This window comes from Pirellulales bacterium, from assembly GCA_019694435.1.
In the GTDB taxonomy this organism is placed as follows: domain Bacteria; phylum Planctomycetota; class Planctomycetia; order Pirellulales; family JAEUIK01; genus JAIBBZ01.
The window spans coordinates 1-25,487 of record JAIBBZ010000009.1; the positions used below are offsets into that span (position 1 = coordinate 1).

The 25,487-nt window shown below is 64.8% G+C and carries 21 protein-coding genes and 1 tRNA gene; 14 read left to right on the forward strand and 8 right to left on the reverse strand.

Annotation, left to right across the window (positions count from 1 at the left end):
* The first annotated feature begins 61 nt into the window (after positions 1–61).
* The 6 genes from csrA (K1X74_09255) to K1X74_09280 all read left to right on the forward strand — a co-directional run bounded on the left by csrA (K1X74_09255) (position 62) and on the right by K1X74_09280 (position 9,381).
* Positions 62–310 carry a carbon storage regulator CsrA gene (gene csrA / locus K1X74_09255; GenBank protein ID MBX7166520.1) on the forward strand — a complete coding sequence of 83 codons (249 nt, stop codon included), beginning with the start codon at positions 62–64 and terminating at the stop codon, positions 308–310.
* 502 nt (positions 311–812) lie between these two features.
* Positions 813–4,016, forward strand: coding sequence for a flagellin (locus tag K1X74_09260; GenBank protein ID MBX7166521.1), 3,204 nt, complete (start codon positions 813–815; stop codon positions 4,014–4,016).
* A 268-nt stretch (positions 4,017–4,284) separates the two neighbouring features.
* The gene (gene fliD, locus K1X74_09265; GenBank protein ID MBX7166522.1) at positions 4,285–7,398 is read left to right on the forward strand and encodes a flagellar filament capping protein FliD; all 3,114 of its coding nucleotides are present in this window, start codon (positions 4,285–4,287) and stop codon (positions 7,396–7,398) included.
* Positions 7,399–7,432: 34 nt separating this feature from the next.
* Positions 7,433–7,996: a flagellar export chaperone FliS gene (fliS, locus tag K1X74_09270; GenBank protein MBX7166523.1), complete on the forward strand. Its 564-nt coding sequence runs from the start codon at positions 7,433–7,435 to the stop codon at positions 7,994–7,996.
* A gap of 177 nt (positions 7,997–8,173) precedes the next feature.
* Positions 8,174–8,383: a cold shock domain-containing protein gene (locus K1X74_09275; GenBank protein MBX7166524.1), complete on the forward strand. Its 210-nt coding sequence runs from the start codon at positions 8,174–8,176 to the stop codon at positions 8,381–8,383.
* A 137-nt stretch (positions 8,384–8,520) separates the two neighbouring features.
* Positions 8,521–9,381 carry an ABC transporter substrate-binding protein gene (locus K1X74_09280; GenBank protein MBX7166525.1) on the forward strand — a complete coding sequence of 287 codons (861 nt, stop codon included), beginning with the start codon at positions 8,521–8,523 and terminating at the stop codon, positions 9,379–9,381.
* A gap of 62 nt (positions 9,382–9,443) precedes the next feature.
* Here the strand turns inward: K1X74_09280 and K1X74_09285 are convergent, their stop codons facing one another.
* From K1X74_09285 to K1X74_09300, 4 genes are all read right to left on the reverse strand, one after another.
* Entirely contained in the window at positions 9,444–10,022 is a 579-nt protein-coding gene (locus K1X74_09285) for a thioredoxin family protein (protein ID MBX7166526.1), read from the reverse strand.
* A 102-nt stretch (positions 10,023–10,124) separates the two neighbouring features.
* Complete coding sequence (locus K1X74_09290) at positions 10,125–10,907, reverse strand: TatD family hydrolase (GenBank protein MBX7166527.1); 783 nt, start codon at positions 10,905–10,907, stop codon at positions 10,125–10,127.
* Between the two features lie 25 nt (positions 10,908–10,932).
* A complete protein-coding gene (locus K1X74_09295; protein MBX7166528.1) occupies positions 10,933–11,382 on the reverse strand; it encodes a pentapeptide repeat-containing protein in 450 nt (149 codons plus the stop codon).
* 246 nt (positions 11,383–11,628) lie between these two features.
* Positions 11,629–12,078: a DUF2203 domain-containing protein gene (locus tag K1X74_09300; GenBank protein MBX7166529.1), complete on the reverse strand. Its 450-nt coding sequence runs from the start codon at positions 12,076–12,078 to the stop codon at positions 11,629–11,631.
* 731 nt (positions 12,079–12,809) lie between these two features.
* Here K1X74_09300 and csrA (K1X74_09305) point away from each other — a divergent pair.
* Positions 12,810–13,037: a carbon storage regulator CsrA gene (csrA, locus tag K1X74_09305; GenBank protein ID MBX7166530.1), complete on the forward strand. Its 228-nt coding sequence runs from the start codon at positions 12,810–12,812 to the stop codon at positions 13,035–13,037.
* A 230-nt stretch (positions 13,038–13,267) separates the two neighbouring features.
* Positions 13,268–13,342 (forward strand) — tRNA-Glu (locus tag K1X74_09310).
* Between the two features lies 1 nt (position 13,343).
* Here the strand turns inward: K1X74_09310 and K1X74_09315 are convergent.
* Positions 13,344–15,329, reverse strand: coding sequence for a patatin-like phospholipase family protein (locus K1X74_09315; GenBank protein ID MBX7166531.1), 1,986 nt, complete (start codon positions 15,327–15,329; stop codon positions 13,344–13,346).
* Positions 15,330–15,605: 276 nt separating this feature from the next.
* On the opposite strand from K1X74_09315, the gene K1X74_09320 reads away from it, so the two are divergent.
* Complete coding sequence (locus tag K1X74_09320) at positions 15,606–16,628, forward strand: ferrochelatase (GenBank protein ID MBX7166532.1); 1,023 nt, start codon at positions 15,606–15,608, stop codon at positions 16,626–16,628.
* Between the two features lie 8 nt (positions 16,629–16,636).
* On the opposite strand, the gene K1X74_09325 is transcribed toward K1X74_09320, so the two are convergent.
* From K1X74_09325 to K1X74_09335, 3 genes are all read right to left on the reverse strand, one after another.
* The gene (locus tag K1X74_09325; GenBank protein ID MBX7166533.1) at positions 16,637–17,065 is read right to left on the reverse strand and encodes a cobalamin B12-binding domain-containing protein; all 429 of its coding nucleotides are present in this window, start codon (positions 17,063–17,065) and stop codon (positions 16,637–16,639) included.
* Between the two features lie 10 nt (positions 17,066–17,075).
* A complete protein-coding gene (locus K1X74_09330) occupies positions 17,076–18,731 on the reverse strand; it encodes a methylmalonyl-CoA mutase (protein ID MBX7166534.1) in 1,656 nt (551 codons plus the stop codon).
* A 106-nt stretch (positions 18,732–18,837) separates the two neighbouring features.
* Positions 18,838–20,016 (reverse strand): acetyl-CoA C-acetyltransferase, encoded by a 1,179-nt coding sequence (locus K1X74_09335; protein ID MBX7166535.1) that lies wholly within the window; start codon positions 20,014–20,016, stop codon positions 18,838–18,840.
* A gap of 133 nt (positions 20,017–20,149) precedes the next feature.
* Between K1X74_09335 and meaB the strand changes: the two genes are divergently transcribed.
* The 5 genes from meaB to K1X74_09360 all read left to right on the forward strand — a co-directional run bounded on the left by meaB (position 20,150) and on the right by K1X74_09360 (position 25,295).
* The gene (gene meaB, locus K1X74_09340; protein ID MBX7166536.1) at positions 20,150–20,875 is read left to right on the forward strand and encodes a methylmalonyl Co-A mutase-associated GTPase MeaB; all 726 of its coding nucleotides are present in this window, start codon (positions 20,150–20,152) and stop codon (positions 20,873–20,875) included.
* Between the two features lie 152 nt (positions 20,876–21,027).
* On the forward strand, positions 21,028–21,915 hold the full coding sequence (locus tag K1X74_09345; protein ID MBX7166537.1) for an SDR family oxidoreductase: 888 nt from the start codon (positions 21,028–21,030) through the stop codon (positions 21,913–21,915).
* Positions 21,916–21,926: 11 nt separating this feature from the next.
* The gene (locus K1X74_09350; protein ID MBX7166538.1) at positions 21,927–22,892 is read left to right on the forward strand and encodes an aldo/keto reductase; all 966 of its coding nucleotides are present in this window, start codon (positions 21,927–21,929) and stop codon (positions 22,890–22,892) included.
* A 12-nt stretch (positions 22,893–22,904) separates the two neighbouring features.
* Positions 22,905–23,504, forward strand: a complete 600-nt coding sequence (locus K1X74_09355; GenBank protein MBX7166539.1) for a pyroglutamyl-peptidase I — start codon at positions 22,905–22,907, stop codon at positions 23,502–23,504.
* 978 nt (positions 23,505–24,482) lie between these two features.
* On the forward strand, positions 24,483–25,295 hold the full coding sequence (locus K1X74_09360; protein ID MBX7166540.1) for a hypothetical protein: 813 nt from the start codon (positions 24,483–24,485) through the stop codon (positions 25,293–25,295).
* Positions 25,296–25,487 lie beyond the last annotated feature (192 nt).

The window sequence follows — 25,487 nt, forward strand, 5'->3', positions numbered from 1 at the left end:
CGCTGCCGCGCGCCGCCGCGAACAGTGTGCAGGACTGCCCGCGACAGGAAGTAGCCCCCCGATGCTGGTTCTGTCGAGACAGCGCGACGAAAGCATCATCATTGCCGACAACATCGTCGTGACCATCGTCGACATCCGCGGCGACAAAGTCCGACTCGGCATTACCGCGCCGCCCGAGATCCCCGTCCATCGGCGCGAGGTCTACGAAGCGATTCAGCGCGAGAACGTTAAAGCCTCACGTCTTGAGCCCGGCGAAACCGCTGAGCTTGGACGCACGCCCGACAGCGCACCCCGAATGAAACGGAGCTAGCAGCAACGGATTTCGCCGACCATATCGGTGGTATCGGTTGCAACGGCAAGTCGGAAACTGAACCGTAAACCTAGCTGATGGTTTGGCTTACGTGAAAACAAACAACTTCCGAAGTGAGACAAACAGGGGGTTCTCGATTCGAAATCGAGAATTCTCGAATTTCACTAAAGACCCCATTTTAACAAGTCGATGATGCCCGTGAGCACTCATAGTCGCGCCACCCCTTGGGCACGAAGTGAGTGGGCACAGGACCTCCGCATGAGTTTCACGCGGTGGGCGGGTTCCGTTGGGCGCAGGCTCGGGTGAGCCGGAACTACGCATAGCGGTCCGAGGCGAAGCGTCACTGGGCACGATGCCACGGCTTGCGTAACGGGAACCTTAACCAACACCTGAACCACGGCGGGCTCAAGCGGCCCGCGACCAGACCTCGACACGCCATGAGCCTCCCCAATGGGCGTGGCGCGGCTGGAAACCTACCCACTACATGAAGGGGTAATGCGGCATGACTCGGATTAATACGAATGTCAGCTCTCTGGTCGCCCAGAAGACCCTGACCCGGTCCAACTCGGACTTGCAGTCGGCCCTGACGCGGTTGAGCACCGGTTTGCGGATCAACAAGGGGAAAGACGATCCGGCCGGTTTGATCGCCAGCGAATTGCTCCGCAGCGACATCACCAGCGTCCAGAAGGCGATCACCAACAGCGAGCGGGCCAACCAGGTCATCGGCACCGCCGACAGCGCCTTGGGCCAGGTGAGCGCCCTGCTGAATGACATCCGCGGCCTGGTGTCGGAATCGGCCAACACGGGTGCCTTGAGCGACGAGCAGGTCGAAGCCAACCAGCTCCAAGTTGATTCGTCGCTGGAAGCCATCGACCGTATCGCCCAGATCACGTCGTTCCAAGGTCGTCGTCTGCTGGACGGCAGCCTCGACTTCATCACCAGCTCGGTCGACACGAGCAAGATCAACGACCTGAAGATCGACCAGGCCAACTTCGGCACGCTGACCACGATCGGCGTCTCGGTCAACGTCGAGAAGCAGGCCACGAAAGCCGAGCTGAACTACGGCTTTAGCGCGATCGCTTCGGACCTGGTGCTCGAACTCGGCGGCAAGAACGGCACCGAGGCTTTCAACTTCGCCTCGGGCAGCACCATCGCCGACATCGCCGCGGCCGTGAACCTGGTGTCGGACGCCACGGGCGTCCAGGCCGAGCTGGAAAGCGCGGCCACCCCTGGCAGCGCGACCATTTCGAGCTTCGGCAGCAACAACGACATTGTCCTGACGTCGAAGACGGCCGGTTTCGATCCGGGCAACATTCGCGTCAAGTACACGACGTCGGACACGCCAGGCGGTTCGCTCACGGCGACCTTCACCAACGGAACGTCGTCGGACGATCCCGACACGCTGAACATCCAGTTGGCCACCCAGGCCTACGTCGCCGCTTCGGCCACGTTCGACCGGGCGGGCACCAACAACACCTTTACGATCACGTCGAAGGTCAAGGGTGACTTCTTCAACGGCCTCGATATCCGCTTCGTGGATGGCGGTGCTCCGGCTGCCGGTAACGAGACGTTTGTCTACGATCCGACCCTCGGGTCGAACGGCCGGCTGACGATCACCATCGACGACGGTGCCACGACGGTCAACGGCTTGATTGCCGCGCTGGCCGCTCCGGCGAATGCCGCCGCCAACGCCTTGTTCACCATCACCGATCCGGCCGACAGCACCGGCGCCGGCACGCTCGACGCGGCCGTGGGCGGCACAAGCTACGGCACGCTGGCCGGCGGCATCGACGGTGGTGCGGTGACCTCGACGGCCAGCGACATTGTCTCGCTGCTGAACAACACGGCCGCGGTCAACGCGCGTCTGACTGCCGCCTTGGCCGACGACAACACCGGTTCTACGGTGGCCAGCGCGTTCCAGGAATTCGCCTACTTTGGTCAGGCCGAGGCCAACAACCGCCTCCAGTTCCTGGGTCCGGAAGGCAGCCGTAACGTCCGCTTCGTCGCCAACGCCGGGCAAACGCTGGGCATCGACCTGACGACTGACCCGCAGGTGACCGACTTCGCCACGGCCACGACCAAGGCGGTCAACGCTAACGCCAGCCTGACTTTCACGGCCCGAACCAAGGGCAGCGAGTTCGACGGCGTGACGATCCGCTACACGAACGGCGGCACCAACACCGTCGTGTACGATCCGGAAGGCAAGACGCTGACCTTCGACGTCACCCATGGCGTGACGACGGCCGCTAATATCAAGACGATTCTCGACAGCGACGCCTACGCCAGCCAGTTCTTCACCGTGAGCTACACGGGCAATAGCAACGGCTCGGGCGTGATCACGGCCAACGACGACGCCGCGGCCAACCGTGCGGTGACGTCGGGCGGTGTCTCCAGCGAAGGCACGCTGATCGTCAATCTCGAAACCGATGCCAACGGTCTGGTGAAGACCACGGCCAACGACCTGATCGACTTCTTCAACGCCCCGGCCAATGCCTCGGCGCTGAGCGGCCTGGGCATCAGCGTCAGCAACGCTGGCGGCAGCGACGGCACGGGCCTGCTGTCGGCCACGACTAGCGACCTGGCCTTCGCGACCTCGGGCACTCAGCTCGAAGACGCTAATGCTTCGGTCACGATCGACGCGGTCAACGGCATCAATGCCCGGCTGACCTTCACCGCGGTGCAAAGCGGCAAGGCCTTCGACGGCGTCCGGGTGCTCTTCGAAGATACGGCCACCTCGGGCAACGAGACGGTCGTCTACGACGAGGACCAGAAGACGCTCACGTTCTCGATCGAATCGGGCGTGACCGACGCGACGGCCGTCCGCAACCTGCTCAACAACGATGCCACGGCGAACCAGTTCTTCACCGCGGCCTTCGTCACGGGTGGTGGTGGTGCCGCGAACGACACGCTGACCACCTTCGACGGTGGCGCGACGAGCGGCGGCCAGGTCGACAACGGCAGCGAGGACGGCGTGGCCCTGATCGGCAACTCCGACTCGACCAACACCGGCCTCAAGCTGGTCTCTTCCGAGTACGGGTCCGACGCCTTCGTGTCGGTCAAGGTGCTCAACGGGGCCGCCTTCTCGCTGAAAGACTCGACGGGCGCGATCAGCACCTCCGGTCGCAGCAACGGCACCGACGTGCAAGCTCGCGTCAACGGTATCAAGGCGGTCGGCAGCGGTCTGCGGGCGTCGATCAACACGACGTCGCTCGACCTGACGTTCACCCTGAGCACTACGGTGATCGACAACACGACGCTGGACTTCTCGGTCATCGGTGGCGGTGCCCGGTTCCAGATCGGTCCGGACGTGGTCTCGAACCAGCAAGCTCGCCTCGGCATCCGTGCCGTGAGCACGGCTCGCCTCGGTGGCCCGAGCGGCAAGCTGTTCGAACTCCGCTCGGGTGGCACGAAGTCGCTGTCGTCGGACGCGACGAGTGCGGCCTCGGTCGTGGAAGAGGCCATCAAGGAGATCACTCAGTTGCGTGGTCGCCTCGGTGCCTTCCAACGGACGACCTTGGAAACCAACATCTTCACCCTCAACGACACCCTGGAAAACCTGACCGAGGCCGAAAGCTCGATCCGCGACGCCGACTTCGCCGCGGAAAGCGCCAAGCTGACTCGGGCCCAGATCCTGGTGCAATCGGGTACCTCGGTGTTGGCCATCGCCAACCAGAACCCGCAAAACGTCCTGTCGCTGCTGCGGTAAGACCGGACGTTCGGCCAAAAAGCTTCATCAGCCCGCCGGCCTTCTTCCACGCGAGGAAGGCCGGCGGTTTTTTTTCGTGCCGGCCATGACCTGGGTTGATTGCCTGGCTTGCCCAGACGGATCAGTCCCAGGAATCGGTCAAGTCAGACGCGCTCGCCGACCGATAAGAGACCGGAGAAGTGCCCGTGCGCGCCGATGAGGACGATGCGCCCGGACTCGACGCGACCCACGCCGTTTCGCCCCGATCCTCCCCCTGCGCCGCACGACCATGGCCAGCATCACTGCATCAACCGGCCTGATCTCGGGGATCGACTATCAAAAAACGATCGATCAACTGATTGCGATCCAGGCACGGCCGCAGTCGCTGCTCAAGCAGCTTTCCAAGCAAACCGAGTCGGAGCAAACCGCGGTTACCAACCTGGCCGCGATGTTGCTCAGCCTGCAGTTTCAGGCCCGCAACCTCGGCAAAGACACCCTCTATCAGCAGCGCACGGTCTCGTCGAGCAATTCGGATATCCTCGCGGCAACGGTCACCGGTCAGCCCGCGGCGGGATCTTACCAATTCACCCCCCTCCAAAAGGCCCAGCGCCATCAGGTGCTGAGCAGCGGCGTGGCCAGTGCCACGGAAGGGCTCGGCGGGGGAACGTTTAGCTTCCGTTTCGGCGGTTACCTCGACGGCGACACACCTTTGGAAGTGCTTGGCGGCGGTGCCGGGTTGTCGCGCGGCAAGATCCGCATTACCGACCGCAGCGGCGCCAGCGCCGAAATCGACCTCCGCTATGCCCGCACGGTCGACGACGTGTTGCGGGCCGTGAACGACAATGCCGGCGTGAACGTCACGCTCGAGGCCGACGGCGACCGCTTGGTTTTGCGCGACAATACCGGCCAGTCGGCGTCGAACCTCAAGGTGCAGGAAATCGGCGGGCAGACGGCCGCATCGCTGGGCCTGGCCGGCATCGACGTGGCCGCCAGCCAGGGCCAAGGCCAGGACATCGTCCGGCTGTTTGATGGGCTCGGGCTTGGCCAGCTCAACAGCGGCAACGGCGTGCGCTTCCACGATGCGTTGCCCGAGCTACAAGTCTCGTTTCGCGATGGCAGCGCGCCACTGACCATCGACTTCCACAAGTTGGGCGACCCGGGTGCGCTGGCCAATGGCACGACCTCGGCGACCAACGGTGCTACGGCGCAGGTGAAAATCTCGGCGAAATCGGCCGGGACCGACTTGAACGGCGTAACCGTGGCCTTTCAGGACGACCCGTTCATCACCCAGGGCAACGAGCAGGTCAGCTACGACGCGCAAACCAAGCGATTGACCTTCCGGATCGACGCCGGTCATTCGACGGCCGCCGATGCCGTGGCCGCATTGCAGGAGAATGCCGTCGTCGGCGAGACGTTCACCGCGGCCTTGCCCAGCGGTAGCAATGGTGCCGGCCTGCTCACGGTCGACGACTCGGCCGTGCTCGCCGGTGGCCAAGCCTCGACTCCCGATGGTAACGAACAAACGATCGGCGACGTGTTGGCCACGATCAACGCGGCCGACCCGGCCCGATTGAAAGCCGAAATCGGGCCCGATGGCGATCGCATTGTGCTCACCGATCTGACGTCCGACAACGGGGGCACGTTTGCCGTCGCGTCGTTGTTCAACACGCAGGCGGCCGCCGATTTGGGTCTGATCGGAACGGCCGTGGGCGCCACGCTCACCGGCAAACGCGTGTTTGCCGGCATCAAGACGACGCTGCTGAACGACCTCAACGGCACCAAGGGGCTCGGTACCCTGGGGCAATTGTCGCTGACCGATCGCAGCGGCGCTGCGGCCACGGTGAACCTGGCCGGCTACGACACGCTGCAGCAGGTGATCGACGCCATTAACGGCGCCGGGCTGGGCTTGCGGGCGCAGGTGAGCGACGCGCGCGACGGCCTGACCATCGTCGACACGACCGGACAATCGGCCAGCCATTTGATCGTCGCCAACGGCGACGCCACGAACACGGCCGCCAAGCTGGGAATCGCGGCCAACGCAGCCACCAGCCAGATCGTCGGCGCCGACCTCAAACGCCGCGTGCTCAGCGAAAACACCAAGCTGGATTCGCTGCGCGGCGGGCAAGGCATTTCCCGCGGCTTGATCAAGGTGTTCGATACCAAGGGGCTCTCGACCACGATCAATCTGGGCCGCGACGACATTCAGACCGTCGGCGACGTGATCGATGCCATCGACGGGGCGGGCCTGAACATCGACGTGCGGATCAACGACGAAGGTGACGGGCTGCTGCTGGTCGACACCGGCGGCGGCAACAACGTATTGCGCGTGACCGACATTACGGGCACGGGCGCGGCCGATCTGCGTCTGACCAATGCGGCCAAGTCGACGGTGATCGGCAACGAGACCAAGGTGGCGATCAACGCCACGACGACGCAAACGATCACGCTCGGTGCCTCGGACAGCCTCGACACGCTGATCGCGAAGATCAACGATCTCAAAGCGGGCGTCACCGCCACGAAATTCAACGACGGCTCGACGACCAATCCTTTCCGCCTGTCGCTGACGAGCCAGGCGTTCGGCGCGGCGGGTGGGCTGCGGGTCAACGCCGGCGGGCTCGGGATTGGTTTCACCGAAGCGGCCCGGGCGCAGGACGCCGTACTGCTGCAGGGAACCTATGCCAGCGGTGGCGTCACGACCGCCTCGACCAGCAACAAGTTCAACGACGTCCTGCCAGGCGTGAGCTTGACGATTGTCAACGAATCGCAAGCGACGGCCACGATCAGCGTCAACGAAACCACGACCAGCCTCGCAGCCGGCGTCACGGCGTTCGTCGACAACTACAACAAGATCGTCGATGCCATCGGCACGCTGACCGCCTACAACGAGCAGGACAAATCCGCGGGAATCTTGCTGGGCGACGGCAATGCGCTGCGCGTCGAAAACGATCTGGGGGCGCTGCTTTCCCGCCGGTTCTTTGGCGTAGGCAAATTTCAGTCGTTGCAGTCGCTGGGCTTGGAACTGGACGATAAAGGCAAGCTGGTGTTCAACCAGGCCGAGTTGGAAAGCCGGTTTGCCGACGACCCTGACGCGGTGAAGGAATTCTTCACGGCCGACAAGCTCGGATTTGCCGATAAACTCGAGGATCTGCTCAACAAGCTCGCCGGCGAAGGAAACTCGCTCTTGGCCGGACGCCTGGCGGCCCTGGAGACCAAGCGGCTGAACTACGAGTCGCGGATCTCCGATTGGGATAAGCGACTGGAGAAACGCCGCGATCTGTTGACCAAGCAGTTCAACAATCTCGAGGCCACGCTCTCGAAATTGCAGGCCAACATTTCGGTCGTCAGTCAATTGGCGTCCTTGGCGTCCGTCTCGGTCTCGGGCTCGGGCTCGACGCGAGCCTAGTCCTTCAAGTCATTACGAACGGAGTCGCCCTGATATGCAGCCCACGGCACGGGATAGTTACCTGACGACCCAGGTCATGACGGCCACGCCCCAGAAGCTGCACCTGCTGCTGATCGACGCCGCCTTGCGGCAAACCAGGCTGGCGATTGAAGGCTGGCAATCTGAACGCGACGAGGAGGCCGGCGAGGCGGTCATCCGTGCCCAGCAGATCGTCACCGAACTGCTGAGCAATCTGAATCCCGAGGCCGACCGAAATCTGGCGCGTCGCCTGGCCGGCATCTACATGTTCGTCTTCCGCTCGTTGGTCAACGCGCATCTCCGCCGCGAGGTCCAATCGGCCGAGGACGCGGTGCGGATTCTGACCGAGGAACGGCAGACCTGGGCCCTGGTCTGCGAGCAGTTGCCCGAGGCCCCGGTACGCCCCCAGGCGGCCGAGCAAACCTCGCCAGCGGCGCCGCCGCAGGTGGCCGAATCGCCCGCCGCGGCTGCTGCCCCAGCCGCCGCCCCGGCCCGGCCCAACTGGCCGGCTCAGAGTTTGGCTCCTGGCTATGGCCCGTTCTCGATGCCATCCAGCCAGGGCTTGTCGCTCGAAGGCTGAATCTCCGGCCGCTCTGCCGCCGCCTTCGCGCCTGCCACGGCGATTCACGCCGGCCTGCCCGCGCGCCATCCAGCCATTGGGTGGAATGATTGCTTGACCACGGACTTGACGGTCGGCAAACTGTTGACCGCACGCAAGGGGGGATAGCGCACCAGGCTCGGCAGTGGGGACTTCGCCATGCCAACGGGAAAGATCAAGAAGATTGTGTTGGAAAAGGGTTACGGTTTTATCCGGCCCGACGAAGGTGGTGGGGACGTGTTTTTTCATCACAGTGCGACCGGCGAGACCAAGATCGAAGACCTGGGCGTGGGCGACGCAGTCCAATACGACGTGCAACAAGGGCCCGACGGCAAGGGACCCCGTGCCATCAACGTTGTGCGGACCTAGGCTGAGCACGCACCGGCCGCGTCGGCCACGATCCAAAAACCCGCCGCGCGTCACACAGCCCTTTGACGAACTGCGCCGGCGACTTCTAAGATCACAACTTCGTGATCCAGCGCCTTGATCTCCTGCAGGAGCGAACGTTGACCGCGACCAAGCAGCTAATTCGCGTCGGCCATAGTCCTGATCCTGACGACGCGTTCATGTTCCACGCCCTGGCCAACGACAAGCTCGACACGGGCGACTACGAGTTTCGCCACGAGCTGGTCGACATCGAGACGCTCAATCGGCGCGCTTTTGCGGCCGAACTCGAGTTGACGGCGCTCAGCCTCCACGGCTACGCCTATCTCACCGACAAGTATGCGATTTGCGCCTGTGGCGCGAGCATGGGCGACGGCTATGGCCCCATGGTCGTGGCCCGGCAGCCGATGAGCATTGCAGACCTGCAGGGTAAGACGATTGCCGTGCCCGGCACGCTGACCACGGCCTACCTGGCGCTGCGGCTGTGCCTCGGCTACGATTTCCCGCACGTGGTCGTGCCATTCGACCAAATCTTGGACGCGGTCGAGGCAGGAGAGTACGCAGGCCAAGCGGTCGACGCCGGACTGATCATTCACGAGGGCCAGCTCACCTATGGCGATCGCAATCTGGCGTTGGTCGTCGATACGGGCAAGTGGTGGCTGGAAACAACTGGATTGCCCCTGCCGCTGGGGGCCAATGGAATTCGCAAGGACCTGGGCCCCGCGGCGATGAAGGAAATCACGCGGCTGCTGCGCGAGAGCATTCGCTACGGGCTGGAGCATCGCAAGGAAGCGCTCGACTATGCCCAGGTCTACGGCCGCGATCTCGACCGCCAGAAGGCGGACGAATTCGTGGGGATGTACGTCAATGATTGGACGCTTGATTTTGGGCCGCGCGGGCGCGAAGCGGTGGCCCTGTTGCTCCGCCGCGGGTACGAAGCCGGCGTGATCCCCCACCTCGCCGTGCCGGAATTCATCGACTGAGCCAGTGAATCCACTGAGCGCTGATGATCCGCGCGGCCGAGAGCGCTATTTGAACGAGCGCGCTATTTGAAATAGTCCGGCTCGAGGCCGGGCTTCCATTTGATGTTGCAGCCGATGCTCGGCTGCTGCAACGCCGCCACGGGTTGGCCGGCCAGCACGGCATCGAGCGCCGCCCGCAGGTCTTGTCCCGTCACGGGACGCCCATTGCTCGGCCGGCTATTGTCGAGCTGACCGCGGTAGACGAGCCGCTGCTGACCGTCGAACAGGAAAAAGTCGGGCGTGCATGCGGCGTGATACGCCTTGGCCACGTCCTGTGATTCGTCGTACAGGTAAGGAAACGTGTAGCCACGGGCCCGGACCTCGGCGGCCATCTTGTCCGGGGCGTCGTCGGGATAATTGGCCGCGTCGTTCGAACTGATCGCCACCACGCCGACGCCACGGCTTTGATAATCGCGCCCCAGCCGCGCCAATTCGTCGGCGATGTGTTTGACGAACGGGCAGTGATTGCAGATGAACATGACCAGCAGGGCCTGCCGGTCACGAAAATCGGACAGCGAAACCGTGCGACCGTCAGTGCTCGGCAGCGCGAAATCGGGTGCCGCGGTTCCCAAGGGAAGCATCGTGCTGGGTGTTTGAACCATCGGGAAAACCCTCGCCAAGAACTCGATTGCGATGCGCTGTGCGCCACTCACGCCGACGCAGTGTCGCATATCGAGGGAGCGCCTGCCAGCGAGGCGCGTGCCTCACTGCGCCGGGTCAAGGCGGAAGACACGACGGGCGTTGGCCGTCGTCTGCGCGGCAAGCTCGTCGGGCGAACAGCCGCGAACCTGGGCCAGGCATTCGGCCGTATAGGCAAGGTTCGCCGGTTCGTTGCGCTTACCGCGAACCGGTTGCGGCGCCAGGTAAGGAGCATCGGTCTCGATCAATAGTCGCTCGTCCGGGATCGATCGAGCCACGGCCCGCAGATCTTCGGATTTCTTGAAAGTGACCATCCCGGCAAAGCTGATGAACAGGCCCAGGCCGAGGCAGCGCTCCGCCATCACGGCGTCGCCGGTGAAGGAATGCATGATGCCGTGCAGGGGACCTCGCGCCGCCGCGGCCTGCAGCATTTCCATCACCCGCTGTTCGCTTGTCCGCGTATGGACAATGAACGGTAATCCGGTGAGCTGCGACAAACGCAGGTGGCGATCAAAGTAGTCTTCTTGCGTGGCGGCCGGCGCGTAATCGCGAAAGTAATCGAGTCCCGTCTCGCCGAGGGCTACGACGCGAGGATGCCGGGCGAGTTGCGCGATGGTGTCCCATTCGTCCGGAGCGACCTGCGCGCAGTAATTCGGGTGAATGCCCACCGCGGCATAGACGCCCGCGTACTGCTCGGCGAGCCGCACGGCTGACTGGCTCGAAGCCGCGTTGACGCCGATCGTGACCACGCCGGATACGCCTTGCTGTTGGGCCCGGCGAATCACCGCTTCACGGTCGACGTCGAATTCCTCCTGGTCCAGATGGCAGTGCGTGTCGAACAAGTGCATGGCCAAAATCAGTTCCCGGGCCCGTTCATGGCGCAGCGGGCGGCGCTGCGGCACCGCGGGCAACCGGATCGAAACCCTGCGGCCACCGGGTCAGCCGATCGAAGATTGCTCCCGTCAGGTCGGCGCCCTCGAGTTTGGTGTTGATCAAATCGGTGCCTGTCAGGCGCGTGCCGACGAGCCGGGCCCCGGTCAGATCAGCCTGGAACAGGCTGGCATGATGCAGGTTGGCCGACGAGAGGTCGGCGCCCGACATTTTGGCGTTCATCAGGGCGACGCCGCGCAGGCAGGCCTGGCTCAAGTTGGCCCCCTGCAGATCGGCGCCGTTGAAGTTGGCGAACGACAAATCGGCCCCTTGCAGGTCGGCGTTTCGCAACTTGGCGCGTTCGAGCGTCCACCGGGCCAGATTCGCCTCGCGAAGCTGTGCCTGGTCGAGTTGGGCACCGCTCAGCGAGATTTCGCTGAGCTGATGCAGCACGGCCCCTGTGGCTTTGTGGCGGATCTCGATCAGCGGTGCACCCCCGAAGGTGTTTCGAAACCGCTAATCTGCGAAGTTGTGCGGCGCGTGTCAATTGATGTGTTGCGAACTCGCAGGGGCCGCAGCTCGAAACGGCGCTCGCGGTGCGCGTGGCCGTGGCGATCAATCGTCGGCCGATCCGTAGATCGGCGTACGCCGCGCGTCCTGGCACGGTCGCCGCACATGGCCTTCAGCCGGCGCGCGAACCTAACACGTCGGCGTCACCGGCCCACCCTTGGGGAGCGGCTGGCGGCCGGCGAATCCGGCATCGAGTTCGTGCCAGAACCGCACCTGGGGTTCGCCCAGTTTCCAGCAGAGGTAGACGATCCGATCGTCCATCAACGAGGGAAAGTCGACGAGGCCTTCGGGGCCGTTCTTCGGTTCGACGCCCAGCTCCAAGAGCTCTTCGACATACTCCTGAAGCGATGCGCTGTCGCGCTGCAATTCCTCTTCGATTTGCGCCAATTCTTCGCTGTACTGATCGAGCCCTTGTTTGCGGCGATGGCTTTGGAGCGTCATCAGGCGCTCGCGGCGCTCGATGACCTCGCGCGAGAGACGGGCCATGTCTTGCACGATCGCCCGGACCAGGGGCAACATGGCGTTGGCTTCGTCGATCGTGAAAAGCTTGCGCGGTGCTGCAGGGCTGCCGTCGGTCATGGTGCCTCGCTCCGGGCCCTCGGTTGGAGACGATCGAGGGCCGTCTTTCCACCAGGTGGTGAATCTCCGCTGTGCGTCGAACGACGCGATGGATCGCGGGATTACACCGCACTGCGATTATAGGCTCGAAGGGGTCTCTCGCAATGAACCCGGCGCGCACGGCCGGACCCCGAGCAGGGTTGTAAAGGAGCATCGGCTGTCGTTTTCGCGACTTCGGCGGAGTGCGACCGCCTCGACCGCGACCGCGAAATGTCCGCAGCGATCGACGGGAAACTTAGGAGCGCCATCCGGCAGCCGGTCCGCGCCGCCGGGGGGGATCGCTGGTCACGACATTATCCGATTCGCCGTTGGTCACTTCCCCCCCAATCGAGAAGAAGCCCCAGGTTCGATCTGGCCAATAGAGGGGTGATTTGCCTCCTAATCAATCTGGAAACGGAATAGTCTGTCCTGTTCGACCGAACCGTTCGTAGCGGCGATGCGTCGAATAGTCGGAAATCGTACTGGAAAAGGGAGGTTAGGCCGCCACGATTGCTTGACTCTGGAATACCAGCACGTAGAGTGAATGTTGAAGAAAGTGCCTATTTACGTCGCCTTTGCGATACGGAGCGCCGCCAGGAAACGGCGTCCGGCCAAGGGACCGCGACCTTTCGGGGGAGAGGTGGGGTCTCATCGTGGGGGCGGTTAGATGCAGGAACCGGGACGCCTCAGGCACCTAAGCGAAGGAATGGCAGATGTTGGTTCTATCTCGGAAGAAGAACGAGAGTATTGTCATCAACAATGACATTACGATCGTGGTGGTAGAAATCCGCGGCGACAAGGTACGCCTGGGCGTGGAAGCGCCCAAAGAAGTACCCGTCCACCGTCGCGAGGTGTATGAAGCAATTCGCCGCAATGAAGGTGGCCTCGACAAGCCGGCCGAAACGGCCGAGTCGACCGGTTCCGCTTCGTCGGACGGTTAAGCCGCGATCGTTTTTGCCTGAGTGAAGCTTCGCACCGCACTCATTCGTATTCCGGCACTGTAACAGGTTGCCAGATACTGCGTTGCCGGCATTTTTGCCTGCCCTCGCGCCGGACATCCCCTTTGGCGCCGGGCGATCTTTGCCCTTGACGATCGTCGGGGCGTGCGTAAAAACACCGTGGGCCGTGGAGCTTGCGCCCACGCGGCGTTCAAAGTTTGCACGAGTCTGGCGGCCCCGTCGTCTAGCCAGGTCTAGGACACAGGCCTTTCACGCCTGCAACACGGGTTCAAATCCCGTCGGGGTCACTCAAGGTTGGGTGGGTAGTTGATCGACCGGCCCCCGGTCTCCGAGGCGCAGGTCGAGTGGTGCCCCCGTAGGCTCTGCCCTCGCAGGCTCTGCCCTCGCAGGCTCTGCCCTCGCAGGCTCTGCCCTCGCAGGCCAAGGCTCGGCCTCGGCCCGGTTGAATTCGGCCAGCAGCTTTTTGAGCTGCGGTAGTGCTTCGCTCGCGGCGCGCTCGCCGACGGCGGCCAGTTCATGGGCGCGAGCAAAGTCGGCGAATTCGAAGCGCGACGTATCGGGCGCGATGCGGAAATCGACCGCGTCGATGCGAAACGCGTTCAGCCCGTGGTCCTGCACTTCGTGCACCCGCAGCAGCGTATCGATGGGGCCTGGACGGTGCATGGTCACCGAGTTCCGGCCCGGCGCCTTGCCGACATAGCGCGGAGCGAGCCGCGAGACGACGTCGACGCCGACGACGAAATCGGCCCCCCGAGGGAACAGCACGTCGCCCGGCAGGTTGTTGAGAATGCCGCCGTCGACGAGCACCATGCCGTCGCGCAGAATCGGCCGTGCCACGCCAGGCAGATTGATGCTCTCCAGAATTGCATTGGCCGCGTCGCCCGAATCGCGGATCACCAGGTTGCCCGTCACCAGGTCGACGGCCACCGTAAACAGCGGCACCTGAAACTGTTCGATCCGTGCCTGGCCCAGGTAGCGGCGCAGCCGGCGATCCCAACCCTGAAGCTGGAACATCAGCCACATGTACCAGGAATTGCCCTTGGGCAATTGGCGCACGAGCCACGGGGGCGCTAGCTCCTGGCAGAAGTAGTCGAGCGCCTCCTGGGCTTCCCAGCCACCGGCATAGGCAGTGCCGATCAGCGCGCCGATGCTCGTGCCGGAGACGAGATCAAAGTCGAGCCCTGCGGCTTCAAAGGCCCTTAATACTCCGAGATGGGCCAGCCCTCGCGCTCCGCCGCCGCCGAGCGCCAATCCCAAGCGCGGCCCACGGATCTGCCGCACCAGCCGGCCCAGCGTGCGCTGTTGAACGCGGCTGTTGGTTTCAGCGCGGTCGTCGAGCACCACTTTGAAGTCCGGACGCGCCAGACGCAGATCTTGCAGCCCCGTGGGCGCCATCCGTTGGAACGAGCGCAAGATCCACACGACGTGCAACCGTGAGGCGAGCTCGGGCTGGGCCTCGATCAGGGTGGTCAGCGTCCGCCGCGTCGAATCGACGTACTGCGGATCGACCAGCCACCAGATGGCCTCGCATTGCCGCAGCAGCAGGGGCAATTCGTCGGTCAGACCGCGGAGCGTCAGGTCGATAAGCACCCGATGATGGTGTTCGAGCATTTGGCCGATCCGCCCGTGCACAGCCGCGGCGCGATCGACGGCGCTGCGACCCTGCGGAATGCGTTCGATCAGATAGCCACCATCGGCCGGCCATTTCTCCGCGCGTTCGGTGAGCACCGTGACCGACTCCCCGGCGGCGATCAGTTCTCGGCAAAGCGGCCGGATCAGCGCCTGCGTGCGCAGCGTGGAATTGACCAGCCCGATGATTGCCGGCCGGTGACGCCGGATGCGTCCGGTGGTGTGCCAGCGGAGACGATGCCCCAGCCAATGGCTCAGGTTGACCGCGAATCGCGGCACCGTGAGCATCAGCTTTTGAAATCGGCCCTGTTCCAACTCGAGCAGTTCCGCATCGAGCATGGCGTCGATTGTCGCGGTTCGCGAACCGCCCGTCAGCAGGTCGAGGTCGCCGAAGTGTTCCCCCTTGCCGAAGTACTCGACCATCGGGCTCGCCCGGCCGCCGCCCTCGATCGTCGCCCGGACGCGCCCCCGCGCGACAAAGAACATGCTGTCGCCGCGAGCATGCTGCAGGTAGAGCGTCTCGCCGCGGCTCAGACGAATGGGCCGGACGATTTCGGCGAGGTACTGGAGCTCGGCCGGGCTCAGGCCCTGGCACAGGGCCGAGCGACGAAGCAGTTCAACTGCAGCACTGGAAGGGCCTGCCATGCTATGCCCTGGTGTCGCCTAGGGATGCCCGTCCCGTTTCCGCGGTGGCAACCGGAGAGCACGCCCTGTGGCGCTTGTGTTTGCATCGACCGGAGGCCACCGGCGCGCTAAGCAAACCGCCCCGGGACTGCCGGCCAGACATGCGCCGAATGCGTTGCTAGCGTGCCGAGCCCCGCGATTGGGGGCAGCCGGTCAAGCCGACGCCACTGCTGCACCTGCGGACGATAAGATGATCAAGCTATCTTACGTTTCGCGCAACTACGAAGCGGTGCCGCCTTGAATGCCGGTTACGATGCCCTGCTCATTGTATCCTTCGGCGGTCCCGAAGGGCCCGACGACGTGCTGCCTTTCTTGGAGAACGTCCTGCGGGGGCGCAACGTGCCGCGCGAACGAATGCTCGAGGTCGCCGAGCACTACCACCATTTTGGCGGCGTCAGCCCGATCAACGGCCAGGTGCGCGAGCTGATCGGGGCCTTGCGCCGCGAGCTCGAGACGCACGGTCCGCAACTGCCGGTCTACTGGGGCAACCGCAATTGGACCCCGCTGCTGCCCGACACCGTGCGTCAGATGCAGGCCGACGGTGTGCGCCGGGCGCTGGCGTTTTTCACGTCGGCCTTCAGCTCCTACTCGGGCTGCCGGCAATATCGCGAAAACGTGGCGGCAGCGCAGACCGCGGCCGGTCCCGGGGCCCCGCACATCGACAAGCTGCGAACCTACTACAACCATCCGGGGTTCATCGAGCCGATGATCGAGCGGCTCCAGACGGCGCTCGCGCAAGTGCCGGCCGATCGCCGCGAACGCGCCGTCTTGCTATTCACCGCGCATAGCATCCCCGCGGCCATGGCCGCGGGATGCGATTACGAGCGACAACTTGTCGAAGCATCGCGACTAGTGGCCCAGGGGGTCGGACGCGCCGATTGGAAGCTCGTCTACCAAAGCCGCAGTGGGCCGCCTCAGCAGCCCTGGCTCGAGCCCGACGTGGTCGACGAATTGCGCGACGTGCATGCGCGCGGGGCGACGGATGCGGTGGTGGTGCCGATCGGGTTTCTGTCGGACCACATGGAGGTGCTCTACGATCTCGATACCGAGGCGCGCGGCGTCTGCGAGCAGCTCGGGCTCAACCTGGTGCGCGCCGGCACCGTCGGTTCGCACCCGCGATTTGTGAGGATGATTCGCGAACTGATCGTCGAGCGCCTCGATGCGGCAGCTCCGCGATTGGCTTGCGGACAGTATGGGCCCCGGGCCGATGCGTGCCCCGAGGGCTGCTGCCCGGCGCCGCAACGTCCGGCCAGGGCTTAGCCGTCTGGCTATCGCCCCACGAGGGTATGAATCGACGAGGCGATCTCGCCCAAAGCGGCGCCCGGGGTAAACACCCGGCTCACGCCTGCCGCTTCGAGTGCCGGGATATCCGTCTCGGGAATGATCCCACCGACGACCAGCCGCACGTGATCGAGCTTGCCCGCGCGCAGCAGGGCGACCAGTTGCGGCACCAGGGCCATGTGCGCCCCGGAAAGAATGCTGATGCCCAGGACGTCGGCATCTTCATCTTCGACGGCCCGCACGACGGCCTCGCAGGTTTGCCACAGCCCGGTGTAGATGACTTCCATACCCGCGTCGCGCAGCACCCGGGCCACGACCTGTACGCCTCGATCGTGTCCGTCGAGGCCGATCTTTGCCAACACGACGCGAATCGGGCGCGTGCTCGGAATCGAAGTCGAAGCGGTCGCAGCCGACATACTCGGAAGCTCACACGAAGTTGGCGGGATGATAGCGGCCCAACACGTCGGCCAGAGCCACGACGGCCTCGCCCACGGTCACGCCTGCGCGGGCCGCATTGATCAGGGCCGGCATCACGTTCTTGTCTGCCGCGGCGTCGGCCCGGAGCGCGTCGATGGCCGTTTGCCAGGCAGCCTGGTCGCGGCCGGCGCGAAACGCCGCGAGCTGGTCCTTTTGCCGGGCTTCGATCGAGGGGTCGATCGCCAGCGTGTCGATGCGCAGCGGTTGGTTGTCGGTAAAGGCATTGACGCCCACGATCCACTTCTGACCCGATTCGAGCTGGCGCTGGAACTGGTAGGCGCTCTCCGCGATCCGCCGGCGGAAATAGCCGTTCTCGATCGCCGCGAGCATGCCTCCCTGGCGATCGATCTCGGCGAAGATCTCTTCGGCAGCGGCCTCGATTTGATCGGTAAACTGCTCGACCTGGTAGCTGCCGCCCAGCGGGTCGACCGAGTTGACCACGCCCGTCTCGTAGGCCAGCACCTGCTGCGTGCGCAGGGCAATCGTGACGGCCTCTTCGGTCGGCAGCGACAGCGTCTCGTCGCGGCTGTTGGTATGCAGCGACTGGCAGCCACCCAGCACTGCGGCCATTGCCTGATACGCCACGCGGATCACGTTCACCTCGGGCTGCTGGGCCTGCAAGCTCACGCCGGAGGTTTGGGCGTGGAAACGCAGCGCCCAGCTTCTCGGATCGGTCGCACCGAAGCGCTGACGGAGGTGCCGGCTCCAAATGCGACGCGCGGCCCGAAACTTGGCGATCTCCTCGAAGAAGTCGCTATGCGAGTTGAAGAAGAACGACAGCCGCGGAGCAAAGCGGTCGACCGGCAGACCACGGGCGATCGATTGCTCGACGTAATGCAGACCGTCGGCCAAGGTGAAGGCGAGTTCTTCGGCCGCCGTCGCGCCGGCTTCGCGAATGTGGTAGCCGCTGATCGACACAGGGTTGAATTGCGGCACGTGGTTCGCACAGAACTCGATCGTGTCGACAACCAGCTTCACGCTCGGCGCCGGCGGAAAGACGTACTCGTTCTGGGCGTGATATTCCTTCAGGATGTCGTTTTGCAGCGTGCCGCGCAATTGGTCCCAAGGGACGCCTTGGCGCTCGGCAGTGACCAGGTAGTAGGCCAGAATCACGGCCGCAGGCGCGTTGATCGTCATCGACACCGACACCTTGCCCAGGTTGATGTCCTGGAAGGTGCGTTCGAAATCGGGTAACGAACAGATCGCCGTGCCCAGGCGGCCGACTTCGCCCAGCGAACTGGGATGATCGCTGTCGAGGCCCATCAGCGTCGGCAGGTCGAACGCCGTGCTCAGGCCAGTCTGGCCCTTTTCGAGCAGGAACTTGAACCGCGCGTTCGTGTCCTCGGGCATGCCGAAGCCGGCGAACTGCCGCATCGTCCACAGGCGGCCGCGATAGAGATTGGCCTGCACCCCGCGCGTGAAGGGGTATTGCCCTGGGTACCCCAACTTGGCTTCGTACTCGGCATCCGGCTCGGCCGGCAGATACAGCGGCTCGACCGGCTCGCCGCTGAGCGTGGTCAGGCTGTAATCGCGCTGGGGCGCGCGGGCCAAGGATTCGCGCCAGGCGTCTTGGGCTTCGGAGGCAATTTCCGGGTGTGTGGCCATGATGTGGGGTACATTCCGTCGGATTTCGATCCCGCAACCGCGTGGCCGCGGACGGTAAATTGTACCTGGAGCCAGCCCCGGCAGTCGCGACCAGTTCGCCGCAGAGTTATACGCGTTCGACGATCATCGCCACCGCATTGCCACCGCCCAGGCACAGCGAGGCCAAACCGCGTTTTAGGCCCCTGGCGGCCAGGGCATGGATCAGAGTGACCAGCACGCGGGCACCGCTGGCGCCGATGGGGTGTCCCAGGGCGACCGCTCCGCCGTGGACGTTGACCTTGTCGGCCGGGATATCCAGCGGGCGGCAGCAGGCCACGGCCTGGGCAGCGAAAGCCTCGTTCAGTTCGAACAGATCGATATCTGCTACCCGCAAGCCGGCCTTTTTGAGCGCTGCATCCATCGCGGTGACCGGGGCGATGAAGATCTCCTTCGGCGGTACGCCGGAGGTGGCCGTCGCGACGATCCGCGCCTTGAGCGGCGAGCGGCTTTCGGCGGCCAGTTTCTCGGAGACCACGACCACAGCGGCCGCGCCGTCCGAAAGCTGCGAGGCGTTGCCGGCCGTTACGGTGCCGTCGGCCCCGAAGGCCGGCTTCAGCTTGGCGAGGCCCTCGATGCTCGTATCGGGCCGGGGCCCTTCGTCGTGCTTGACGATCGTGTCGCCTTTGCGCCCTGGAATTACAACCGGCACGATCTCGGTGTCGAAGGCGCCGGAGTTCGTGGCGGCGACCGCCCGGCGATGGCTTTCGCACGCGAAGGCGTCCTGATCGGCCCGGTTGACGCCCCGCGTGGCGGCGATGTAGTCGGCCTCGGCACCCATTGCCATGTCCTCAAACGCGCACCACAGTCCGTCTTGGATCATCGAATCGACGATCTGCTGGTGGCCGTACTTGTAGCCCTCGCGCGAGCCGACCAGCAGATGAGGCGAGCGGCTCATGCTTTCCATACCACCGGCTACGACGCATTGGGCATCGCCGGCGCGGATCACCTGGTCGGCAAGCATCGCGGCCTTCAGCCCCGAGCCGCACATTTTGTTGATCGTCAGCGCGGCGACCGTGGGCGGGAGCCCGGCGAACAAGGCTGCCTGCCGGGCAGGGGCCTGGCCTAGTCCGGCTGACAAGATGTTGCCCAAGATTACCTCGTCGACCGCGTCGCCCGGGATGCCCGTGCGTTTGAGCGCCTCGGCAATGCACAGGGCGCCCAGCCGCGGAGCCGGCAACGACGCCAGCCCCCCCAGAAACTTGCCGATCGGCGTCCGACAGCCGCCGAGGATGTATGCGTGGCGCATGGCCTGATGCTCCGAAGGTCGCTTTCCAACCGTATCTTTCGCTCTCGCTGCACTGCCCATCGTAATCTTGCCGGCTCGGGCGATTAAGGGGCGCTTTTCCCGTGCCGGACACTCGGGCTATCATCGCACGGGCATGGCCCGACCACTGGACATCTTGATTCCCGAGTTTGCCGCCGGCAGCCGCCGCGCCTTGGCCGAGCTGATTTCGCTGGTCGAGGATGGCACGGCCCCGGCGGCGCCGCCTCCGCGCGGCTTGGCGCACGTCGTCGGCATCACCGGCAGCGGCGGCGCAGGCAAGAGCACCCTGGTCGGGGCGCTCATCAAGCACCTGCGAGGGCTGGGCAAGCGCGTGGCCGTGCTGGCGTGCGATCCGCAGAGTCCCTTGTCGGGAGGGGCCCTGCTCGGAGACCGCATTCGTGTGGATCTGCCGGCCACGGACGAGGGCCTGTTCTTCCGTAGCATGTCGACGCGCGGCGCGTACGGCGGAATCTCCCAGTCGGTCGCCCCGGCGCTGGCCTGGCTCAAGGCCTACGGCTTCGATGTAATCATCGTCGAGACCGTGGGCGTTGGGCAGGATCAGGCCGCGGTCCGTCCGCTGGTCGACACGCTGGTGTTGCTGGTCACGCCGAATACGGGGGACGAGGTGCAATGGGAAAAGGCCGGCCTGATCGAGGTGGCCGATCTGGTGGTGGTGAATAAGTCGGACCTGCCTGGGGCCGAGCGCGTGCGGCAGCAATTGACCGGCGCCCTGCAATTGGTGCCGACGGATCGCCCGACGCCGGTGCTTGCCACGACCGCGGCGTCGGGGCAGGGGGTCGCCGAACTCTGGGCCGCCATCGAAGCGCACCCGCGGTCCTGAGCCGTGCGCCTGCTGCAACCGGTTGCGCGATTGCTTGACTCGCCCTCCGGGGGCCTGATAATCCGGCCCGACACACCAGGGTTCGTCCGTGCATCCTGTCCTGGCTTGCTCGGCGCCCCCGCGCCATCCAACACGACCTTGGGAGAACCACCATGCCCACTGTACCGCGGACAGATCTGATGCTGCGGGACGGCGCCTTTGCCGGCAAGACGATCGCCATCACCGGCGGCGGAACGGGGCTGGGCCGCTCGATGGGCGAATGCCTGCTGCGGCTCGGCGCGAAGCTGGTGATTTGCGGTCGCCGCGAGGAGGTGATCACCCAGGCGGCCAGCGAAATGATGCGCGACACCGGTGGCGAGGTGTTCTATCAGCGATGCGATGTCCGCGATCCCGAGCAAGTCGAAGCGCTGATCGCCGCGGCGACCGACAAGTTGGGCACGATCCACGGCTGGATCAATAATGCCGCGGGCAATTTCATTTGTCCGACCGAGCGGCTGTCGTACAACGGCTTCAACGCGGTGGTCGACATCGTGCTCAAGGGCACTGCGAACTGCACGTTGGCCATGGGCAGGCGGTGGATTGCCGAAGGCACTCCGGGCGTGTTCCTGAGCATCATCGCCACGTATGCCTGGACGGGCTCGGGCTATGTGGTGCCGTCGGCCGTCGCCAAGGCCGGCGTGCTGATGCTGTCGCGCTCTTTGGCCTCGGAATGGGGCAAGTACAACATTCGCCTCAACTGCATCGCGCCCGGGCCGTTCCCGACCGAAGGCGCCTGGTCGCGATTGATGCCCGAGCAGGTTGCCGACAAGTTCGATGCGGCGACGAAGATTCCGCTGGGCCGGAACGGCGAGCACCAGGAATTGGCCAACCTGGCCTCGTTCCTGCTGTCCGACTACTCGGCCTACATGACCGGCGATTGCGTCACCATCGACGGCGGTGAATGGGTTCGCGGTGCGGGCATGTTCAACGCCTTGGAAAAGGTGTCGAGCAACGAATGGGACGCGCTGCAGGCCATGATGCGGCCGCGTAAGGGCTCCTGAGTTATTCGCGCATGGAATACCGCGAACTTGGGCGATCGGGCCTGCGTGTTTCGGCCATCGCGATGGGCTGTTGGCCGATCTCGGGGATGTCGAGCGTCGACGTGAGCGACGACGCCAGCGTGGCCACGCTCGAAGCGGCCGTGGATTGTGGGGTCAATTTCTTCGACACGGCCTACAACTACGGCCAGAACGGCGAAAGCGAACGGCTGATCGCCCGCGCGCTCGGTCACCGGCGCAACGAAATCCTGATCGCCACCAAGGCGGGACTGCTCTGGACCTCCGACCGCCGGCAGGTGCGCGACGCCCGGCCGGAGACGCTGCGCCGCTCGCTGGATGAAAGCCTGCGGCGGCTCGGGACCGACCAGGTCGACGTGCTGTTCTTGCATGCCCCGGATCCGGCCGTACCGTTGGCCGAAACGGCCGGATGTTTCGCCGAGTTGAAGGCTGCCGGTCGCATCCGTGCGGTGGGAACTTCGAATCTCGACGTCGATCAATTGGCGGAGTTTCATGCCGTCTGCCCGATCGACGTCCATCAGCCGGCCTACAACCTCTTGCAGCGCGAGATCGAGCTCGACATGCTGCCTTGGTGCCGCGAGCGGGGTGTGGCCGTGGCCGTCTATTGGCCGTTGCTCAAGGGGCTGCTGGCCGGACGGATGACGCCGGATTTTGTCTTCCGCCCCGGTGACGGGCGGGCGAAATACCCGATGTTTCAGAGTCCGGAATTCGAACGCAACCTCGAATTTGTTGCGGCGCTGCAAAGAATCGCTGACGATGCTGGCCGCAGTGTGGCCCAATTGGTGCTGTGCTGGACGATTCACCAGCCCGGCATCACCACCGCCCTGGTCGGTGCCAAACGGCCCGAGCAGATTCGCGAGAATGCCGGCGGCGCCGGCTGGTCGTTGAGCTCGGAGCAACTTGCGGCGATCGACGCCGCCTTGCTCGAGCGGGGCCCGATCGTTACCCGGTTTCCCGTCTGACAGGTTGGCAGCATGAAACGGGTCTTGCTCACGGCGTTTGCTCCTTACGGTGCCTGGGACTCGAACGCCAGTTGGTTGTGCGTGCAGGAGTTGACCCGCGAGCTCCCTGATGCACCGCACTTGACCACGCGTTTGTATCCGGTCGATTTCTCGGAAACTCGTCGGCGGCTCGAGCGCGATCTGGCGGGCGGATTCGATTACGCGGTTCACCTGGGACAGGCCCCCGGCTCTGCGCGCCTGCGCCTGGAGGCCGTGGCGCTCAATCTGGCCAGCGATGGCGGGGAAACGATCAGTGGCAGCATCCCGCTCGAACCCCAGGGGCCGCTCGCGCTGCAGACCAGCCTGCCGATCGCGGCCTGGACCAACGGGCTCAATGTCCAAGGGCTGCCGGCCGAGGTTTCGTTCCACGCAGGCACGTATCTGTGCAACGCCATCTATTACTGGTCGTTGCTGCTCACCGAACAGCAGAGTCCGCAGACGCGTTCGCTGTTCGTGCATTTGCCGCTGGAGCTGAGCCAGGTGGCGGCTAGTGGAGCGAAGGATCCCGCGCTGCCGGCAGCGGTTTCCGCTCGGGCAATCCGCTGGATCTTGGCGCAAATCGAACTGCTCTGAGGCGCTCGATTCCGGCTGGTTCGGTTGCAACGCGCCGGGCCGGACCTTTGCGCTGAAAATCGGCAGCAATCGCGGCATGGGCAGCGGTTTGTGAGCTAGATTTTTCGGGGGCCGCCGCGTCTCGTGGTGCTGGTGCGCGGAAACGATATTGATGTTGCGCAAGTTGGCGATCGTTTCCTTGCCTGCCGCGTCATTGCTAGTAGCAGGCTGTGGCCAAAAACCGGGCGCCAACGTCGCGGTGCAAGCCGCAGCGGATTTGCCCGCGGGCGTTTTCGCGGAACAAGCTGCCGTGGCCGACGATCCGCCGACGGTGACCGAGCCCGCGGCTCTCGAAGAGCCGCTCGCCACGGTCGACACGCTGAGCGCTGCGGCAGCGAACGCGCCGCAGCCGCAATTGCCAGACGAGCTCCAGTTTGCTGGCCCGCCGTCTCTCGATCCGAATACGACCATTGCGGTGCGCACCGAACGGTTGGCGACCGACGAGCTTTCGTCGCCAGGTGCGTCGCCAGACGGGGCCATGGCCGCATCGGACACTGGTGAACCGGCTGCGCCGAACGAGCTTGCGCCCGTAGCTGAATTAACCAGTGGCGCACAACTCCTTGGGCCACTTGAACCGGTCGATTTTGCATCGGCTACCGCGCGCCCCGCGGCAAGCGAGACACCGGCTGCCGGCTTCAATTCGATGGCGTCGTCGGTCCCCACGGCCACTTCGGGCCAGGGCCCGATCGAGGCGCCTCGTACCGCGTCGAGCGGCAGGCGAGTCGAACGTCTCCCACCCCCCGAACTTGTCTTGGGCCCGAAGCCGCTTGGCCGCACAAATCGCGGTGCGAGGTCCGGATTGCCGCAGCCGCCGATACCGTTGCCGCCCCAGTGGCACCCGACGTTTCCCTGATCGAATCTCCGGGTGCCGGCGCGATGGAGCCGTGGGGCGAGCCGACCGAACTGCACGCCGGGCCCCTCGCTGGTACGATCAGGGCTATGAGCGAAACCGAACCATCGACCCCAACCGAGCGTTCGCCCGGGCGTGCCGCGGCCGCGGGTGCCGCGACGTTGTTCCAACGCGTTCGCGGGGCTTTGCGCCCCCGTCTGCAGCAGGCCTGGCTGAATTTCCGGGTCTGGGCCCCGTTCTTTCTGAACCCGGCGGACCGCGCCCGACAGATTCGCTATTGGGCGCGCGAATCGCAGGAGGGTACCACCTGGGTCATCGTGCTACCCCAACAATGCTGGTCGTGCGGAAGCACCGAGGCGTTGCGATCGCGCGAGTATCGGCGCACGGTCCGCGGATTCGAGTACCCGCTGATGGTGATCGCCATGACGGCCGGCGCGGCGCTGTTTTTGCTGTTTCTCTCGTGGCTGTTTGGCTCAAGTGCCCTGTTCTGGATTGCCTTGCTGGCGGTGGTCGGCGGCGTGGCGACCATCTTCCTGAAGAGCTGGGAGGAAGACGTCCGTCTGCTGATCTCGACCTGTCCGGAACATGCCGATGGATTGCACTGTCCGGACATGGTGCTCGATCAGGGCGAACTGTTCATCTATGCCCCGACGCACCGCTTAGCCGAAATGGCAATGGACGAGCTGAAAGCGGCGCGGCGGCAGGCCGCGTCGACTCTCGGCAAGCCCGACGGCGGGGGACGCACACTCACGATGGGGGTGGGCACGCCTGAGTCGTCGGGACGTCCCGGGGGACCGGCAAACGCTCCGCGCTATGGACCGCATGTGCCCGATTTGCCGCCGATCAAGCTGGCGGGCGAGGAAGACGAGCCGGCCGGTGACGACGGTCCGCCGTCTGGCTGAGCGTGCGCAGGTCTGGTCGTAGCGATTGCGCAGGCGCTGCGCCGTCGTTCCGGAATTGGCAGCACGATTCTTTGGAATTCGCGCCCTACGCGGTTGTCGCGTTTTTGCCGCACCGCCATGGCAAAGCTATGGTTCCTCGTGCGACCCCTGCGCCGTGTGCGCAAGGTTCGTTCCTGCCAAGACTGCGCGCTC

What these genes read in the sequence shown, in the direction of transcription:
- csrA (MBX7166520.1), top strand. Translation starts at nt 62, where the DNA reads ATGCTGGTTCTGTCGAGACAGCGCGACGAAAGCATCATCATTGCCGAC.
- K1X74_09260 (MBX7166521.1), top strand. Translation starts at nt 813, where the DNA reads ATGACTCGGATTAATACGAATGTCAGCTCTCTGGTCGCCCAGAAGACC.
- fliD (MBX7166522.1), top strand. Translation starts at nt 4,285, where the DNA reads ATGGCCAGCATCACTGCATCAACCGGCCTGATCTCGGGGATCGACTAT.
- fliS (MBX7166523.1), top strand. Translation starts at nt 7,433, where the DNA reads ATGCAGCCCACGGCACGGGATAGTTACCTGACGACCCAGGTCATGACG.
- K1X74_09275 (MBX7166524.1), top strand. Translation starts at nt 8,174, where the DNA reads ATGCCAACGGGAAAGATCAAGAAGATTGTGTTGGAAAAGGGTTACGGT.
- K1X74_09285 (MBX7166526.1), bottom strand. Translation starts at nt 10,022, where the DNA reads ATGGTTCAAACACCCAGCACGATGCTTCCCTTGGGAACCGCGGCACCC.
- K1X74_09290 (MBX7166527.1), bottom strand. Translation starts at nt 10,907, where the DNA reads ATGCACTTGTTCGACACGCACTGCCATCTGGACCAGGAGGAATTCGAC.
- K1X74_09300 (MBX7166529.1), bottom strand. Translation starts at nt 12,078, where the DNA reads ATGACCGACGGCAGCCCTGCAGCACCGCGCAAGCTTTTCACGATCGAC.
- csrA (MBX7166530.1), top strand. Translation starts at nt 12,810, where the DNA reads ATGTTGGTTCTATCTCGGAAGAAGAACGAGAGTATTGTCATCAACAAT.
- K1X74_09315 (MBX7166531.1), bottom strand. Translation starts at nt 15,329, where the DNA reads ATGGCAGGCCCTTCCAGTGCTGCAGTTGAACTGCTTCGTCGCTCGGCC.
- K1X74_09325 (MBX7166533.1), bottom strand. Translation starts at nt 17,065, where the DNA reads ATGTCGGCTGCGACCGCTTCGACTTCGATTCCGAGCACGCGCCCGATT.
- K1X74_09330 (MBX7166534.1), bottom strand. Translation starts at nt 18,731, where the DNA reads ATGGCCACACACCCGGAAATTGCCTCCGAAGCCCAAGACGCCTGGCGC.
- K1X74_09335 (MBX7166535.1), bottom strand. Translation starts at nt 20,016, where the DNA reads ATGCGCCACGCATACATCCTCGGCGGCTGTCGGACGCCGATCGGCAAG.
- meaB (MBX7166536.1), top strand. Translation starts at nt 20,150, where the DNA reads ATGGCCCGACCACTGGACATCTTGATTCCCGAGTTTGCCGCCGGCAGC.
- K1X74_09345 (MBX7166537.1), top strand. Translation starts at nt 21,028, where the DNA reads ATGCCCACTGTACCGCGGACAGATCTGATGCTGCGGGACGGCGCCTTT.
- K1X74_09350 (MBX7166538.1), top strand. Translation starts at nt 21,927, where the DNA reads ATGGAATACCGCGAACTTGGGCGATCGGGCCTGCGTGTTTCGGCCATC.
- K1X74_09355 (MBX7166539.1), top strand. Translation starts at nt 22,905, where the DNA reads ATGAAACGGGTCTTGCTCACGGCGTTTGCTCCTTACGGTGCCTGGGAC.
- K1X74_09360 (MBX7166540.1), top strand. Translation starts at nt 24,483, where the DNA reads ATGAGCGAAACCGAACCATCGACCCCAACCGAGCGTTCGCCCGGGCGT.